This is a genomic window from Curtobacterium sp. MCBA15_008, assembly GCF_001865065.1.
Classification (GTDB): Bacteria; Actinomycetota; Actinomycetes; order Actinomycetales; family Microbacteriaceae; genus Curtobacterium.
This window is the reverse complement of record NZ_MJGN01000034.1, coordinates 129,728-146,087: the sequence shown is the minus strand read 5'-3', so window position 1 is coordinate 146,087 and position 16,360 is coordinate 129,728. Positions and strand designations below refer to the sequence as shown.

Below are 16,360 nucleotides of genomic sequence, written 5' to 3'. Positions count from 1 at the left end.
GGGCTGAGCAGAACCGGTGATCGACAGCAATCCGTCTTCTTCCGTCGGGGAGTCCCCGTGACCGCCATCCGTGCAGCCGGTCGGTCGTCCCGCCCCGGGTGCCTCGTGATGACGACGAGGAGGTCTCCCACGCTAGAGCCGGGGCCGAGCGAGCGCAAGAGGTGACAGGCTGGGGGCATGCCGGAGAACCTGCTGCCGAACCCGACCGCGAACCCCGAGACCCTCCTCCCCGCCGAACCGGAGGTGACCGCTGCGCTCGAGGCCGACGCCCCCGTCGCGAGCGTCGTCGTGTCGCACCCGTCGTCGAGCCTGGCGTGGGCGCTCCTCGCCGACGAGGCGTGGGGGCGCGGCGCGACACTCGAGTCCTATGCCTACGCCCGCGTCGGGTACCACCGCGGGCTCGACGCCCTGCGCAAGGCGGGGTGGCGGGGTGCCGGGCCGGTGCCGTGGTCGCACGAGCCGAACCGCGGCGTGCTCCGGGCGCTGTTCGCGCTGCGTCGGGCGGCCGAGGCGATCGGCGAGGGCGGCGAGCCGGAGCGGCTGACGGAGTTCCTCGACGCGTCCGACCCGGCGGCGATCCCGGCGCTCAGCGCCGAGTAGGCGGGGGCGCCGCGCGGCGCCTCCGCCGTCGCACCCCCGCACGAACATCGCGCCCCACAGTGGCGGGGCGCGATGTTCGTCGGGGGGTGCGATCGATCAGGTCACGCCAGCACCACGCTCCAGGAGAACGCCTGCGGCCACAGCTGGTGCTCGGGCAGGACGTCGAGGCCGCACGCCCGCGACCCCAGCCCGTGGGGACTCCGCGGCCGCGGCCTCGGCCTCGGTCTTGCGCTCGGACTGGCGCTCGCGCTCGCTCATCGCAGCGGCGACGAGCACACCCAGGAAGAGCATCCCGGGGCGGTCCGACTCGATCCAGTTGAACCCAGCGGCGGAGGTCGACAGGGCTGCGAGCGCGGCCGCTGCGCTCAGGGAGCCCGAACGCAGCGCCATGATCGCCGCGGTCACGATGAGTGCGGCGACCAGGCACACCCCCGGGAGCCCGAGGCTGAGGAGGAGCTGGAACCAGGAGTTCTCCACGACGACGGGCGTCCCGCGCTCTTGCAGGAGGACGTTCGAGGTGCCCGGACCGGAACCGAGGTAGCCGAGATGCTGGGACGTCGACAGGACGAGCGGCACGAGTTCGTCGCGGGCACGGGCGGACGCGAGCCCGTTCGACGAGCTCAGCCGTTCCTGGAACACCGGGGAGAGCGTGACGCCGACGAGGCCGACGCCAGCGACCCCCAGGGCGATCAACCCCCGCGTGCTCGTGCTGGTGGCATCCGGGGTCCCTGACCTCCGGAACAACGGTCCCACGACGATCACCGCGACGCCGACCGCGACGGCGACGAGTCCACCCCGACTGATGGTCAGGAAGACGCCGACGAGACCGAGGCCGGCGGCCAGCAGTGCGCTGGCGCGCCCGCGCTCGACGAACCGCGCGATCGCGATGACCGTCGCGACCGAGAGGAAGAGGGCGTTGTTCAGCGGGTGGCCGAGCGTCGTGGTGATCCGGTAGTCGCTCCAGTACTGGAAGATCGGGTACTCCCCGGATGCGAAGATGCGGCCGTAGAGCGGGTTCGAGCCGAGGAGTCGTTCGACGACTCCGAACACCGCCAGCGCCGCTCCGGTCCACATCCAGGTGTCGAGCAGACGCCGTGCCTCCAGGGCCGCGATCCGACGCTCGAACGTGAACACGAGCACCAGCAGGGTGAAGGCGGTGCCCCAGCCCAGTCCGCGCTCGACCGAGATGCCGGAGAGGACCCCGATGACGAGCCAACCGATGAGCAGGAGTCCGATCGTCGCCACGATCCTCGTCGGGTGGGTGAGTCCGGTCCGGTCGCGTCGGATGATCCAGGCGAGGATGACCACTGCTCCGGGGCTGATCACGGTGATCGCCTCGGGGAGGGGCAGCCGGCTGACCGGCACGAGGGCCGCGACGAGCAGGGCCACCGGGAGGAGCCACGAGGTCGGGATCACCCAGAGCACGACGAGGAAGGTGAGCGCGACCGTGCCGACCACCAGGAGCGTCAGCACGGGGTCCCTGCCGATCGGGAGGGAAGCGCGGTCAGGGCGACCAACCAGGCAGCCGCGGTGACGAGCGCGGCCGCGGCGACCCCGGTGGTCTGCCACGCGGCGGCGGCCGCCCCGGTTCCGACCACGGCGACGACGCATGCGAGTGCGGACGCCCCGGCGATCCGCTGGTAGCGGCGGAGGGCGAAGAGCAACTGGATCTTCACCGCGACGAGGGAGGAGAGCGCTGCCGCGCCGAGGAGCGCGACGGCCGGGCCGCCGAGGAAGTGCAGGTCCGCTCCGAAGACTGCGGGCACGGCGATCGGAGCCACGGCGAACACGAGGCACGAAGCGACGGCGAAGGAGCCGAGGATGCCGATCAGCGCCCGTGCGGGGAGCGACCCGTCTCGTGTCTGCTGCAGCCCACGGTTCGCCGCCGCCTTGTAGCCGATCCCGATCGCCGTCAGCGAGTCGCACAGCCGTGCCGTGGGCACGAATGCGGCGAGCACAGCGGGTCCGGCCACCGCTGACAGCGCGACCGAGCTGCTCTGGCCGATGGTCAACCAGGCGATGCTGACCGATGCCCCGGCGACGACGGCGAGGAGCGGGCGGCTCGCCCGGCGGGTACTCGGAACCGTCACGACGGCCCCGGTCTCCGCCGTCGGGCGGGTCACGAACAGCACGACCACGGTCAGCATCCCGACGACCGCTCCGGCGCCGGCGAGCACCGTCAGGAGCCCGACGAGGTCGGTCCCGGCGGACAACGCGGCGACGGCCACCAGACCGCGTGCGACCGGGAGGACGACGTAGGGCAGGGCCGCGCCGACGACCGGGCGGTCGAGGCCGCGGAGCACGTTCATCGCGAGCACCGGCCCGATCGCGGTCAGGCTCACCACCCCGGACAGCAGGACGACCGCGCCCTGGGCCGACGCGAACGGCACGGCGACGATGAGGGCGACCTCGACGAGGGTGAGGGCTGCGACGATCCGAGTCACCCGGAGCCACGTGTGCCGAGGTGCCGAGGCGGCCGCGGTCGCGGTGAGGTCCGCGGGGGCTCCGCCGACCACGTTCGCGACGGCGATCGCAAGGCCGAGGGCCAGCGAGAACACGCCGAAGTCGCTCGTGCTCAGGAGTCGCGCGGCCGGCACGAGCAGGAGGAGCGCGAGGACCCGCGATGCCAGCGACATGCCCGTCACCACGGAGGCGGTGACCCCCCGGGCGAACATCCCGGAGGGCGCGACGGCGGTCACGATCGATCCCTGAGGACACGCCAGACGTCGCTGCGGAACGCGCGTTCGTTGTCGCGCGCTCTTCGTGCCGCGGTGCGCGTGCGCTCCGCGCGGTCGAGGGGAGCTGAGGACGACTCAGCGGCAACGAGCTCGGCGAGGTGGTCGGGGCTCCCGACGTCCGTGGCGTACCCCAGCTCCTGGAGCGCCCGGGCGAAGCGGATCTGGTGGTCGTCCACGTGCTCGCCGGCGGCATGCGACCGACCGAGGACCAGGGGCCACGTGCCCGCCGCGAGTGCACCGAACACGTTCCCGGGGCTGGATTGGGAGACGAGCAGGTCGGACCACTCCAGCGCGTCGCGCATGGCGTCGGCGTCGAGGTAGTCGGCGGCGGTGACGCGGTCCGTACGGACGTGCCACGACCCGACGCCGAACTGGACGATCCACTCGTCCTGCGGGCGCTGGTCGATCGTCGCCGCGACGGCGTCGAGGAGGCGCTCGAACGGCTGCTCGTGCGTGCCGACGGAGACCAGGATCCTCACTTGCTCCTCCGCACCTTGATGCGCCGCGGGAAGCCGTCGAGCTGGCCGTCCCACTGCGTGATGAACGTGTCGGTCACCGGCCGGACGAGTCGAGCGGTGAGCGTCGGGTTGTCGATGCGGTCGACACACTCGATGAAGACGTTCCGCGTCCGGAAGAAGACCTTGCCCACCCACGAGAACGGCACGGCGGCCGCGGCTCCGCTGCTCACGATGAGGTCCGGACGCTCGGCGCGGAGCGTCCGGAGCGCGATGCCGAGGTTCACGAGCAGTGCCCGGAGGCTCCGGTTCGTCGGCCAGAAGAGCCCGTGGGCGCGGTGTCCTTCGAGCTTGGGGAGCGCGTCGGGCTTCAGGAACGTGGCGAACGCGACGTCCACGCCGTCAGGGGCCGGCATGAGCGTGAGGAGCTGATCGAGGTGGCCCCCGCTGCTGCAGACGAAGAGGATGCGCATCAGCGGTCCGTTCCGAGGAGTCGCGTCGCACGGTCTTCCCACATGTGCGTGGCGCGCTCGACGGAGAAGGGCGCGATGTAGGAGTCGAAGGACTGCAGCGGCATGCGATCGGTCGCGGCGCTCCGCTCGATCGCCTCGCGGAGGCCGTCGACGTCGTCGAGCGCCACGGTCTGCATCAGCTCTGGTCGCTCGCCGAGCACTCGCTGCATCTCGAGCGGGCCGATCGCACCGGTGGCGACGACGGGGGTGCCGACGGCCATCGCCTCGAGGAGGACGATGCCCCACGCCTCGCTCCGCGCGCTGTGGACCAGGACGTCTGCGGCGGCCATGTACCCGTAGGGGTTGGCGTGGCCGCCCTCGATGCTGATCTGCACCTGGCCGTCCTGCCGCAGCGCCTCGAGCTCGGTCCGGAGCGGTCCCTCGCCGACGATGCGCCAGTGCACCGCACGGTCGAGCCGTTGCAGCGCGGCCCAGGTGCGATCGAGGCCCTTCCGCTCGATCAGGCTGCCGACGGACACGACGGTGAGCCGGTCGTCCCGATCCTGAGGAGATGCAGCTGCCAGTCGTCGGACGTGGTCGGCGTCGATCGTGCTGGGGATGACCGCGGGCGCTCGTCGGAGTCCGTACACGTCGACCATCGACGACGCGACGGTCTCGGTGTTCGCGCTCAGGTGGGCCCGCGAGCGGAAGACACGACCGATGAGTCGCTGCTTCGCACCGCCGAGGGCGATGTACGTCGCGTGGTCGCGCGGGTCGAGGTCTTCGCAGTAGTTGTAGACGTGGTCGCGTGCGCCGGGGAGTCGGTCGATCATGGCGCACGCGAGGATCGACGACCACAACTTCACGATGACGAACGACGGCTGCATCCGACGGAGCACGGCGTACAGGCGCCGCGCGATCTCGGGCGTTGCGAGGTGGTGGCCGACGCCGAGGACGTGCAGCTCGATCTCGGGCCGGAGCGTGCCCTCCAGCCCACCGCCGCCCGAATGGAGGACGACAGCGACGTCGTGCCCGCGTTCCGACAGTGCGTTGGCGACGCTGACCGTCTGACGTTCGGCGCCGCCGAAGCGGAGATGGGGTTGGACGATGACGATCACGACGAGCCTCCCTGGTAACTGATATTCACATGCTACACGATGGAATAACAGAAGCCAGGGAAACGTCGACAATCCCCTTCGGGCGGGTGGTCCCCTACGCCAGCACCACGCTCCACGAGAACGCCTGCGGCCAGAGCTGGTGCTCGGGCAGGACGTCGAGGCCGCACGCCCGCGAACCGAGCCCGTGCTGCGCCGCGTCGAGGTACAGGTACAGGTGCTCCGACGCCGGCAGCTCGTACGGGTGTCCGGCACGGCCGATCTGCTGCGCCGTCCACGGCGACAGGGTGAACCCGGCACGGTGCGCACCCACGGTCCGCACCGTCAGGTCGCCGACCGACAACGAGCGCAGCGCGGGCCGGTGCCCGGTCTCCTGCGGCATCGAGTAGTCCACGCCGAGCGATCGGACCGGCGCCGTGAACCGACCGACACGGGCGGCGTGTGTCGAGTCGGCGTACGACTCGAGCGGCCCGGTGCCGAACCACGTCGCGTCACCGTCTGCCAGCCCCGGCGGCAGGTCGAACCGCACGCCGATGCGCGGCCACGTGACGTCCCACGCCCCGAACGGCACCGCGTCGGTCTGCAGCAGCAGCCCGGCGTCCGTCAGCGTCCAGCGGTGCGTGACGTCGAGACCCCATCCGCTGTTCGCCGCGGCGACACGCACCCGCTGCTCCAGCCCGTGCGACGTCCGCGACACCGACACGAGCCGGTGCGTCAGCCGGTCGAGCCCGCGGGCCTCCCACTTCGACGCTGACGACGGTGCGGCCGGGTCCCCGACACCGTGCGTGAGCACCGGATCAGCGGTCTCGTAGCCGCCCTGCGATGCTCCACGGTCGTTGTCGGTCGGCGCGCGCCAGAGCTCGAGCCGGGGACCGGCGACCTCGTGGCCCCTCCAGGACACCAGGTCCCCGCGGGCGCTGAAGGTCCCGTCGCCGAGACGGTCGCCCTCCCAGCCCTGACCGGAGGCCCGTGGGGCCTCCGCTGGACGGCCCGCGACGAGCGTCTGGGTGCGAGCGATGACGTGGCCGGTGTCCGCCCAGGCCGTCGGCCCGGCGAGTTCCGCGACGACGTCGAACCACAGTTCCTCGCCGGGGGCGAGGGCTGCGCCGGCAGCGTCGAGCACGGCGTCCGGGACCGGGATCGTCGCCGACTCGCGGGCCGCGACGACCCCGGGCGCGAACCGGCCCTCCTGCTCGACGACGCCGTTCCGCGTGAGCGTCCAGTGGAACCGGAGCCCGGCGGTCGAGGCGGAGTGGAAGCGGTTCTCGACGAGCACGGTGCGGTCCGACACGGCGAACCGGATCGGTGCCACGACGGCCGCGAACTCGGCGAGCCCCGGCGTCGGGGAGTCGTCGGGCAGCACGAGGCCGTCCATCACGAAGTTCCCGTCGTGCACGACCTCGTGGAAGTCGCCGCCGTAGGCGTAGTACGCCTCGCCGGACGCCGTGTGGGCGAGCAGCCCGTGGTCGCGCCACTCCCACACGAACCCGCCGTGCAGGCGCGGGTAGCGGTCGACGAGGGCCTCGTACTCGGCGATCTGGCCCGGTCCGTTGCCCATCGCGTGCACGTACTCGCAGTGGATGAACGGCTTCGAGCGCTGCCGGGCGGCCTCGGCCGGGCCGCAGCCGAGCAGGGGCGTGGCCGGGCCGCCGCCGATCGACTCGGTCTCCTGCAGGCTCGGGTACATCCGCGAGTACACGTCGGTGTACTCGCCCGTGTAGTCGCCCTCGTAGTGCACCGGGCGCTCGTCGTCGCGGTCGTGCACCCACTGCGCCATCGCGGCCAGGTTCCGGCCGGTGCCGGACTCGTTGCCGAGCGACCACATCACGATCGACGCGTGGTTCTTGTCCCGCTCGACGGTCCGGGCGATGCGGTCGAGGTACGCCTCGCGCCACGCGGGGTCGTCGGACGGGTTGCCCTGCCAGTCGAGGAACACGAACCCGTGCGTCTCGAGGTCGCACTCCAGGATCACCCAGAACCCGAGCTCGTCGGCGAGGTCGAGCACGCGGGGGTGCGGCGGGTAGTGCGAGGTGCGGATGGCGTTGACGTTGTGCCGCTTCATGAGCGCCATGTCCGCGCGCGCGTGCTCCTCGTCGAAGACACGGCCGCGCGACGGGTGGGTCTCGTGCCGGTTGACGCCGTGGAACACCACGCGCTCGCCGTTCACCGTGAAGCGGTCGCCGTCGATCGCCACGGTCCGGAACCCGAGCCGCAGCGAGACGGTCTCGCCGCCCGCGGACCCGCCCGCCGACGTGCCCGTGGACAGCGTGGCGTTGTACAGCTTCGGGAGCTCGGCGCTCCACGGCTCGACGCCCTCGACCTCGATCGGCGCGACGTCGTCGGCCGTGTGCCACACGACGGACACGCCGAGGTCTGGGACCGCGAGCCGGACGGGGAACACCGCGTCGAGCGTCGGGAACGAGATCGTCCCGGTACCCGTCGACGGTCGCCCGGACGCCGCGGTGCCCACCGTGGCCGCGGATCCGAGCGATGCCGCCCACGACGCCAGGACGAACACGTCGTCGATCGGGGCCGTCGGCCGGGCGAGCAGCGTGACGTCACGGAAGATGCCGGGCAGCCACCACTGGTCCTGGTCCTCCAGGTAGGACGCCGCTGACCACTGGTGCACCCGCACCCGGACCTCGTTCGCGCCCGGCCGCAGCAGCGACGTGACGTCGAACTCGGTCGCCAGCCGGGACCCGGTCGACCAGCCCAGTTCCGTGTCGTTCACCCAGACCGTGAAGTGCGACTCCACCCCGTCGAAGCGCAGCAGCACCCGGGCCGCCGCATCGAAGGCGCCCGGCAGGTCGAAGGTCCGGCGGTAGTCGCCCGTCGGGTTCTCCTCCGGCGGGTGGGGCGGGTCGATCGGGAACGGGTACTGCAGGTTCGTGTAGCTCGGCGAGCCGTGCCCGTGCAGGACCCAGTGCGCCGGCACCGGGAGGGTGCCCCACTCGTCCTCCGGCCCCGGCAGCGGCACGTCCGCGACCGGGGACCACCGGAAGTCCCACTCCCCGTTCAGCGACAGGGACGGAGCGTCGGTGTGCAACCAGGCCCGAGGGGCGAGCCGGGTGTCCGAGCCGGGAGCAGGAGAGACGAGTGTGGCGATGGTCAACCCTTGACCGATCCTTCCGTGAGGCCTCCGCGCCAGAAGCGCTGGAGGACGATGATGGCGATGACGAGCGGGATGACCGAGACGAGCACCCCGCCGGTGGTGAGCTGGTAGAACTCCGGCAGCCGGTCCACCTGGGACCGCCAGTTGTTGAGTCCCAGTGTGATCGGGTACAGCTTCTGGTCTGCCAGCATGATGAGCGGCAGGAAGAAGTTGTTCCAGATGCCGACGACCTGGAACAGGAACACCGTGACGAGCGCCGGCGTCATCTGCCGGAGCACGATCGTGTGGAAGATCCGGAGCTCCCCGGCCCCGTCGATGCGGGCCTGTTCGAGGAGCGCCGTGTCCACCGACGCCGCGGCGTACACGCGGCAGAGGAACAGGCCGAACGGGGAGACGAGGCTCGGGATGAGCACGCTCCAGTACGTGTCGGTCAGTCCCATCGTCGAGAACAGCAGGAACAGCGGCAGTGCCGTCGCGGTCCCGGGCACGAGCACGCCGCCGAGGATCGTGCCGAACACGAGCTGCCGGCCCCGGAACTCGTACTTCGCGAGCGCGTACCCGCCGGCCGCGGCGAAGTACGTCGCCAGGACGGCACCGACGCCCGAGTACAGGATGCTGTTCGCGATCCAGCGGACGAAGATCCCGCCGTCGTAGGTGAACACCTGCTGGATGTTGCTGAACAGGGCGAAGTCACCGCCGAACCAGAACCCGTTCGTGGCGAACAGCGCCCCGGTGGTCTTCGTCGCGGCGATGACGACCCAGTAGAGCGGCACGAGGAAGTAGATCGCGACGATGACGAGGATGCCCGTCACCACGATCTGCGACTTGCCGGACCGGTCGAGCTTCCGCCGCTGGTGCGCACTGATCGACGTGGTGTCGACGGGGACGGCGGTCTTCGCGCTCGCTGGCGCTTCGATGGCTTCGCTGGTCATGCGTCCGCCCCCTTCGTTCCGTTCTGCAGACCGGACGGAGCCTGGAGGCCCGGTGCGGCTTGGGTGGTGACCACCGGTCGGGCCGACGCGCGCGTCTGGAGCGCGCGCTGCGCCTCCAGGCCGTCTCGCCGTGCCCGCTTGCGATTGTCCCGTTCGTCCTTCGGCGGCCGGTTCGCCAGCGCGAGGAACGCGAACGACAGGATGAACGCGGCCAGCGCGATGATGACGGCCTGCGCGCTCGCGACGCCGTACTCGTTGAACGCGAACGCGTTCGTGTAGGCGGCGTAGTTCGGCGTGTACTCGGAGTCGATGGCAGGGGCGACCGTCGACAGGATCTGCGGCTCCGCGAAGAGCTGCAGCGTGCCGATGATCGAGAAGACCGTCGTGAGCACCAGGGCCGGCGCGATGAGCGGGATCTGGATCCGCCACGCGACCTGGAACGCGTTCGCGCCGTCCACCCTCGCGGCCTCGTAGACCTCGCCGGGGATCGACTTCAGCTGCGCCACGATGATGAGCATGTTGTAGCCGGTGTACGTCCACGTGACGATGTTGGCGATCGACCAGAGCACGCTGTTCGCGCCGAGGAAGTCGGGCTGCAACCCGACGGCCTGCAGCATCGACACGATCGGCGACAGCCCGGGCACGTACAGGAACGACCAGAGGATCGTCGCGATGACCCCGGGGACGCCGTAGGGCATGAAGTACACCGCACGGAAGAACCCCGGCCAGCGGGCGCTCGCCGACTCGAGCAGCAGCGCGAGGATCGTGCACGCGATGATCATCACCGGGACCTGCACGACGCCGAACAGCAGCATCCGGCCGATCGAGGCGACGAAGCCGCTGTCGTTGAGCGCGGTGACGTAGTTGTCGAAGCCGGCGAACCGGCCGGTGACGCCGTCCTCGCCGAAGAGCCCCTGCCGGTCGACGGTCGTGAACGACTGGAACAGGGCACTGATGATCGGGATGATGAACGTCAGCACGAACAGGGCGAGGAACGGGGCGAGCAGCATCCACGGCGCACGCTTCTGTGCGACCGTGGCCTTCGTGCTCGTGCGGAACCCGGTCGTCGTGCTGGTCGGCTGGCCCGGCTTCGTGCTGGTCTGCTGGCTCATCGTGCCGTCCTGACGCTGAGGCCCTTGTCCTTGAAGGACTGGACGATCTCCTTCTGGGCGAGCTCCACCGCGTCGGTGAGCTTGAGCCCGCTGGTGAGCTTGCGCCGGAACTGGTTCTGCAGGCTCGTGAAGGCCGACTGCGTCACCGGCGACCACGACCAGTCGATGTTCTGCTCCTTGGCGGCGGGGACGAAGACGTCCTCGTTGTAGTTCTGGCCGGAGAACCACGGGCTCGGCTTCTCGCGCTGCTTGCCGATGTAGTCCTTCGCGGGCGACCAGCCGATGCCGCAGTACTTGATCATCGCGTCGATGCCCGCCTTCGAGGTGGTCATCCACGTGATGAACTCGAGGGCCTCCTTCGGGTGCTGCGAGTTCGCGAGGACCGCGGCGGTCGACCCGCCGATCGCACTCGAGCCGAATCCCGTGTCGCCCCACTTCTGCATCGGGGCGACCTTCCACTTGCCCTCGCCGCCCTGCACCGACTCGATCAGCGCGTCACCCCAGCTCGCGCTCGTGACGGCCGCGATCTTGCCGCTCGCCGCCGAGGCGTACCAACCGGGCGAGTACGCGCCGGCGCTGGTGTCGACGAGCTTGTCGTCGATGACGCCGTCGAAGAACTCCGCGACCATCAGGGTCTTGTCGTCCGTCATGTCCACGACCCACTCGTCACCGTCGACCTTGAACCACCGGGCGCCGGCCTGCTGCGCGTACGCGGCGAAGGGCGACGCGTCGGCGACCGGGAACACCTCGAGGTAGTTCTGCGGCCCGGTCTTCCGGACCTTCTCGGCGAGCTCGCGCCACTCGTCCCACGTCGCCGGGGGCTCACCGCCGGCCTGCTCGAGCAGGGCCGTCTGGTAGTAGAACCCCATCGGGCCGGTGTCCTGCGGGATGCCGTAGACGCCGTCGACGAACGAGACCTGCGCCCAGGCCGCGTCGTCGTACTTCGCCTGGACGTCCTTCGCGCCGTAGCGGGCGAGGTCCACCAGGCCGTTCGCGAGCATGAACTCCGGGATCTGCCGGAGCTCGACCTGCCCGATGTCCGGGCCACCGCCGGCCGCCAGCGCGGAGTACATCTTCTGGTACCCGCCGCTGTTGCCGCCGGGGATCCAGTTCGCGTTCACCTGGATGTCCGGGTGCGAGGCGTTCCAGACGTCGCAGACCTTCTGCAGGTCCTTGAGCCAGGCCCAGTAGGTCAGTGTGACCTTCTGGCCGCTCGCGGCGGCGGGGATGACCGCCGCCTTGTTCACGTTCGTCGAGCCGGGGACCGCGCATCCGGCGAGCAGGCCGGTGGCGGCCGCTCCGATCCCGAATCCGAACAGCTGTCGTCTCGTGAGTGGTCGTCGTGGGTTCGATGGCGTCATTGCCTGCACCTCGGTTCGTCGTCGAGCGGGGTTGAGCACACCCAACCACAAAACCGAGCGCTGGTGCAGTTTCGACTTCGGTCTGAACGTTCGCTCCGACCTGCGAACGCGCATCGGAGCGGCGGTGGAAGGTGGGGGACCACGACAGCCGGACCGGCGACGAGCGCCACCTCCGGCACGAACGGGAGGAGAAGCGATGACCGATCGCGGGAACACCACCCACCGGCCCGAACTCGACGAGCAGCTCGCGCACGAAGCGCAGAGCATCGTCCAGGGGCACGGCAGCAACAGCCACGTCGAGGAGTTCCGACAGTCCGAGCCGGTCCCCGACGACACCGACGACGCCGAGACCGTCGCGGCCTCGGGCTACGACGGCGCTGTCGAGGGCGAGCTGCTGGACGACGCGACGAGCACCGTCGCCGAGGACGACGCCGACGGCGCGGGAACGCCGGTCTACACGACCGAGACCGACCAGGTCTCCGAGGGGAAGGTGGTGGACCATGGCGCAGACGACGCGTGAGACCACGGCACTGCAGCACGATCTCGTCCGCGCCCTGCAGGAACCGGGCACCTGGACGTGGGCGTACGTCGACGCGTCGGGCAACCGTGAGGACCCGCGTCGCATCGCCGCGCTCCAGCGCCGGTCCGTCTCCGACGGGCTGAAGGAACAGGGCGGGTCCGCGCGGGCGATCGAGGTCATCGAGGAGGAACTCGTCGAGCAGCCGGGAGCCCCGGCGCCGGTCGCACGGTACGTGCTCGTGCGCGACGACGAGCTCGTCCTGAGCGAGGTCCTGCCCGGGCACCTCCGCGGCCAGGAGTCGATCGGCACCGGGGCGGTCCCCGACCTCCTGCCGCTGCTCGCCCACCGGCCGTTCGACCTGCCGTTCCTGGTGGCCGTCGTCGGACGCGAGGGCGGGGGGTTCCGTGGCTACCGACTCGGACACGCACCCTCCGGCGACCCCGAGGACGAACAGCGCATCCAGGGCCGCACCGACACGTTGCACTACGCGAAGGCGGGCACCGGGTGGAAGCAGCCGCACTGGCAGGCGCACACCGAGGAGATCTGGAAGCAGACCGCCGGCGAGGTCGCGGCAGCGCTCGAGGAGACCGTCCGTGCGACGTCCCCGCGATTGATCGTCATCGCCGGGGACATCCGCGCCCGTGAACTGCTCCGCGGCGAACTCTCGTCGTCGACCCGTTCGCTCGTGACCGAGGTCGCCGTGGACCCCCGCGCCGACGACGCATCCGAGAAGGCGCTCGTGCAGCACGTCAACCTCGCGCTCGCCCGCGTCCTGGCCTCCAGACGGCACGACGTGCAGGACCTCATCCGCACGCACGAGGGCCGCGGCGACAACGAGAGCGTCAGCGGGATCGGCGCCGTCGTCAGTGCACTGCAGCAGGCCCAGGCGGCCGTCGTCGCCCTCGACGCCGGGGCGCTCGGCGACCGGACGCTCTACGCGCTCGACGCCGCGCCGTGGGTCGCCACGGCTCCCGAGCAGGCAGCGGGTGCCGGCGTACTCGGCCAGGTGCCTGCCGTGTGCGCGCTCGTCCGGGCGATCGTGCTCACCGACGCCGAGCTCGTCCTGGTGAACGCCGCGTCGCTGCCGAGCGGTGCTGCCGCGACGGCGCTGCTGCGGTGGCCGGTCGGGCCAGCGGTCCCAGCCTGAGGCCAGTGAAACGAACCGGGTGCCCGGTGCTCGTCAGCGCCGGGCATCCTCTCTATGAGGATCCGTGTCAATACGACATGTCAAATATCACCTAGAGTGACTGTGCCGTTCTTCCACGGCAGGAAGCAGTCATCATGAAGCCCAGGTTCCTCATCACCGCCGTCGCCGGCTTGGCCGTCGTCGCAGCGTGTGCCGTCCCCACCGTCGCCAACGCCGCCACCGGATCGTTCGGGCCCGCCGCGTCCTCGTCGAGCGCCGCCGCGTCGATCGCGGCCCCGCAGGTCGCGCAGATCCAGCGCGGCGCCGAGTTCGTCGACATCACCACGAACACGCAGGCCGCCGGCACCCTCACGATCGCGGACGCGTCCGGGAAGGTCCTCGCGACCAAGCAGGTGCAGGCGTACGCCTCCACGTGGTCGTCGATCGACGTCGGTTCGGCGGCTGCGAAGCTCACCGTCACGCTCTCGACGGGCGCGGGGAAGTCGGCTCCGACCACGGTCGACATCCCGTCGTCCGCCGACATGACGCCGACCGTCACGGCGCAGTCCCGGACCTCCGACTCCGCGGTGCTCGCCATCACGGCGGGTGCCTCCGGGCAGCTCGTGGTGAAGTCCCACGGACGGATCGTCACCACCGACGACTACGCCGGAGGCAACAGCACGAAGCTCGTCACCGTGCCGCTCGGTTCGTCCGGCTTCGTCGGCTCGGCCCCGTCGACCTTCTCGGTCACGCTCGGGCACGGCAACATCACCGGGAACGCGACCTCGGTGACCGTGCTCGACGCGAGCGACCCGGGCTGGGGCGCCGGTGGTGGCACCACCGACCCGGAGCAGCCGGGCGACGGCTCGGGTGGCACGACCACGCCGGTCACCCCTGGTGGCGGTGGCGCCGGTACGACCGATCCGGTCGACTCGGCGGCGCCCGCGGCTCCGGATGTGCGCTTGTCCTACCGAGGCGCCGACAGCGTCACGCTGTACGCGGTCCCGGCTTCGGCGGGCGAGTTCACGGTCACCGAGAACGGCAAGCAGGTCGCGGAAGCGACCATCGCCGTTCCGCAGGGTCCGATGGGTATCGACGTGCCGGTCGGCGCGGCGGCCACCAGCCTCCAGGTGACGTTCACCACCACGACCGGAACGTCCGCCCCCAAGACGGTCGACATCCCGGTGTTCTCCGACCCGTACGCCCCCGTCGCGCCGGTGACGCCCACGAACCCCGGCGACCCCGGTGACCAGGGCTCGGGTCAGGACCAGGGCTCGGACTTCGTCGCGGCGAAGGTGACGTCGTCGACGAAGTACACCCCCGGCCAGAAGTTCACGCTGAAGGGCAAGGCGACTCCCGGCGCGTCGATCACCGTCGACATCCCCGGCAACTCCCTGCACTTCAGCACGACGGTCAACGCGAATGGTGTGTGGAAGGTCAAGGTCCCCGCGCTCGACGGGTCGGCGTTCCTCGGCAACACCATCACGCAGGTCACGACCGACCTGCGTGACGTGACGCACTTCGATCTCACCTCGAACTGATCTCGGTGTCATCGGGCGGTCGGACTCCGGTCCGGCCGCCCGTTCGCGTTCGCGTTCGCGTTCGCGCTCAGTCCTGGGAGCGGTCGTGACGCGGCACCAGGGGCAGCGCCAGCACGGGCAGCACTGCGACGATCCCGAACGACGCCGCGAACCCGAGCGCGCCGACGAGCGCTCCGATCCCCGGGCCGACGGCGCTCGCCGCGATGAACTGGCCGGTGTTCTGCGCTCCGAGCGCCCGACCCGACCAGAACGGCCCTGCCGCCTCGGCGACCGACGTGTAGGCCAGGCCGTTGTCCGCGACCGTCACGCTCGTCGCGACCACCAGGAACACCGCGGCTCCGGCCAGGTGCGTCGCGTCGACGAGCGCCAGCAGACCCATCACCACGGCGGCACTCACGGCGACGATCCGCAACGGTCCCACCCGCGAGCCCGCGCGGTCGCTCCAGATGCCCACGAGGATCCGTCCGATCGCCCCGACGAACTGCGACGCCCCGACGAGCAGACCGGCCGCGGGTGTCGACCACCCCAACCCGACGAGCCACACCAGCCCGTAGGTCGACAGCGTGAACTGCGGTACGACCAGCAGGACCGACACCGCGTGGACCCGCCACAGGAAGCCGTTCGTCCGGTAGGGGTTCTCCGTGACCGCTGTCGGTGCGGTCGACCGTGCGGGGCGCGGCGGGTTGGCGATGCCGATCGCGCAGCACGCCGCCAGCACCGCGCAGAGGACGATCGGCAGGACGAGCGCCGCCCGGATGCCGGACGCCTCGGCGAGCTGCGGGACCGTGACCGCGGCCAGCGTCACCCCGAGCGGCTGCGACATCTGCCGGATCCCCATCGCCAGGCCGCGGCGCTCCTTCGGGAACCAGCCCACCACGACGCGCCCGCTCGCGGCGTTCGTCGAGGCACTCGTCATGCCGCCCGCCAGGAACGCCAGCCCGAGCAGCACCGGGTTCCCCGCGGCCGTCCACGCTGCGGCGACCGCGAGGGTCGTGAGCACGAGCCCGCCGGCGATCACGAGGCGCTCGCCGAACCGGTCCGTGACCGCACCCCAGGCGATCAGCGTCAGGACCATGCCGAACGTCGGCGCCGCGGCGAGGAGCCCCGCGAGCGTCAGCGAGGTCCCCTGCGCGTGCAGGTACGGGATGAGGAGCGCGGGCGCCGAGACGACGAGCGTCCCCGCAGCCTGTGCGGCGACTCCGAGCGCGAGCATCGTCCACGCCCTGCCGGGGATCGGGGGAGTGGCGGTTGCGCGTGGAGCCGTGGTGGTCATCGGAGTCGTTTCGTCTCGGAACT

Annotated in this window: 14 protein-coding genes; 4 read left to right on the top strand and 10 right to left on the bottom strand. The window is 71.0% G+C overall.

Translation table 11 applies throughout. From position 1 onward, the window contains the following. Positions 1–177 precede the first annotated feature (177 nt). Positions 178–600, top strand: a complete 423-nt coding sequence (locus tag BIU96_RS13620) for a DUF3151 domain-containing protein (RefSeq protein WP_071293142.1) — start codon at positions 178–180, stop codon at positions 598–600. 96 nt (positions 601–696) lie between these two features. Here the strand turns inward: BIU96_RS13620 and BIU96_RS13615 are convergent, their stop codons facing one another. The 9 genes from BIU96_RS13615 to BIU96_RS13575 all read right to left on the bottom strand — a co-directional run bounded on the left by BIU96_RS13615 (position 697) and on the right by BIU96_RS13575 (position 11,877). Next, complete coding sequence (locus BIU96_RS13615) at positions 697–2,073, bottom strand: hypothetical protein (RefSeq protein ID WP_071293141.1); 1,377 nt, start codon at positions 2,071–2,073, stop codon at positions 697–699. Beyond that, positions 2,067–3,299 (bottom strand): hypothetical protein, encoded by a 1,233-nt coding sequence (locus BIU96_RS13610; RefSeq protein WP_071293140.1) that lies wholly within the window; start codon positions 3,297–3,299, stop codon positions 2,067–2,069. Before BIU96_RS13610 ends, BIU96_RS13615 begins: the two co-directional genes overlap by 7 nt. Further along, on the bottom strand, positions 3,296–3,817 hold the full coding sequence (locus BIU96_RS13605; protein WP_071293139.1) for a glycosyltransferase: 522 nt from the start codon (positions 3,815–3,817) through the stop codon (positions 3,296–3,298). The genes BIU96_RS13610 and BIU96_RS13605 overlap by 4 nt, the downstream gene beginning before the upstream one ends. After that, positions 3,814–4,266: a polysaccharide biosynthesis protein gene (locus BIU96_RS13600; protein ID WP_071293138.1), complete on the bottom strand. Its 453-nt coding sequence runs from the start codon at positions 4,264–4,266 to the stop codon at positions 3,814–3,816. The genes BIU96_RS13605 and BIU96_RS13600 overlap by 4 nt, the downstream gene beginning before the upstream one ends. Then, positions 4,266–5,363: a glycosyltransferase gene (locus tag BIU96_RS13595; protein WP_071293137.1), complete on the bottom strand. Its 1,098-nt coding sequence runs from the start codon at positions 5,361–5,363 to the stop codon at positions 4,266–4,268. Before BIU96_RS13595 ends, BIU96_RS13600 begins: the two co-directional genes overlap by 1 nt. Before the next feature lie 94 nt (positions 5,364–5,457). Beyond that, on the bottom strand, positions 5,458–8,472 hold the full coding sequence (locus tag BIU96_RS13590; protein ID WP_139200041.1) for a glycoside hydrolase family 2 TIM barrel-domain containing protein: 3,015 nt from the start codon (positions 8,470–8,472) through the stop codon (positions 5,458–5,460). Further along, entirely contained in the window at positions 8,469–9,404 is a 936-nt protein-coding gene (locus BIU96_RS13585) for a carbohydrate ABC transporter permease (RefSeq protein ID WP_139200040.1), read from the bottom strand. The genes BIU96_RS13590 and BIU96_RS13585 overlap by 4 nt, the downstream gene beginning before the upstream one ends. Further along, positions 9,401–10,414 carry a carbohydrate ABC transporter permease gene (locus tag BIU96_RS13580; protein WP_083402934.1) on the bottom strand — a complete coding sequence of 338 codons (1,014 nt, stop codon included), beginning with the start codon at positions 10,412–10,414 and terminating at the stop codon, positions 9,401–9,403. Before BIU96_RS13580 ends, BIU96_RS13585 begins: the two co-directional genes overlap by 4 nt. 98 nt (positions 10,415–10,512) lie before the next feature. Beyond that, complete coding sequence (locus BIU96_RS13575; protein WP_071293135.1) at positions 10,513–11,877, bottom strand: sugar ABC transporter substrate-binding protein; 1,365 nt, start codon at positions 11,875–11,877, stop codon at positions 10,513–10,515. Between the two features lie 196 nt (positions 11,878–12,073). Between BIU96_RS13575 and BIU96_RS13570 the strand changes: the two genes are divergently transcribed. The 3 genes from BIU96_RS13570 to BIU96_RS13560 all read left to right on the top strand — a co-directional run bounded on the left by BIU96_RS13570 (position 12,074) and on the right by BIU96_RS13560 (position 15,064). Then, positions 12,074–12,397, top strand: coding sequence for a hypothetical protein (locus tag BIU96_RS13570; protein WP_071293134.1), 324 nt, complete (start codon positions 12,074–12,076; stop codon positions 12,395–12,397). Beyond that, positions 12,378–13,544, top strand: coding sequence for a Vms1/Ankzf1 family peptidyl-tRNA hydrolase (locus tag BIU96_RS13565; RefSeq protein ID WP_071293133.1), 1,167 nt, complete (start codon positions 12,378–12,380; stop codon positions 13,542–13,544). The genes BIU96_RS13570 and BIU96_RS13565 overlap by 20 nt, the downstream gene beginning before the upstream one ends. A gap of 134 nt (positions 13,545–13,678) precedes the next feature. Continuing rightward, positions 13,679–15,064 (top strand): hypothetical protein, encoded by a 1,386-nt coding sequence (locus tag BIU96_RS13560; RefSeq protein ID WP_071293132.1) that lies wholly within the window; start codon positions 13,679–13,681, stop codon positions 15,062–15,064. 67 nt (positions 15,065–15,131) lie between these two features. Here BIU96_RS13560 and BIU96_RS13555 read toward each other — a convergent pair whose 3' ends face one another. Further along, positions 15,132–16,337 carry an MFS transporter gene (locus BIU96_RS13555; RefSeq protein ID WP_071293131.1) on the bottom strand — a complete coding sequence of 402 codons (1,206 nt, stop codon included), beginning with the start codon at positions 16,335–16,337 and terminating at the stop codon, positions 15,132–15,134. Positions 16,338–16,360: the final 23 nt, after the last annotated feature.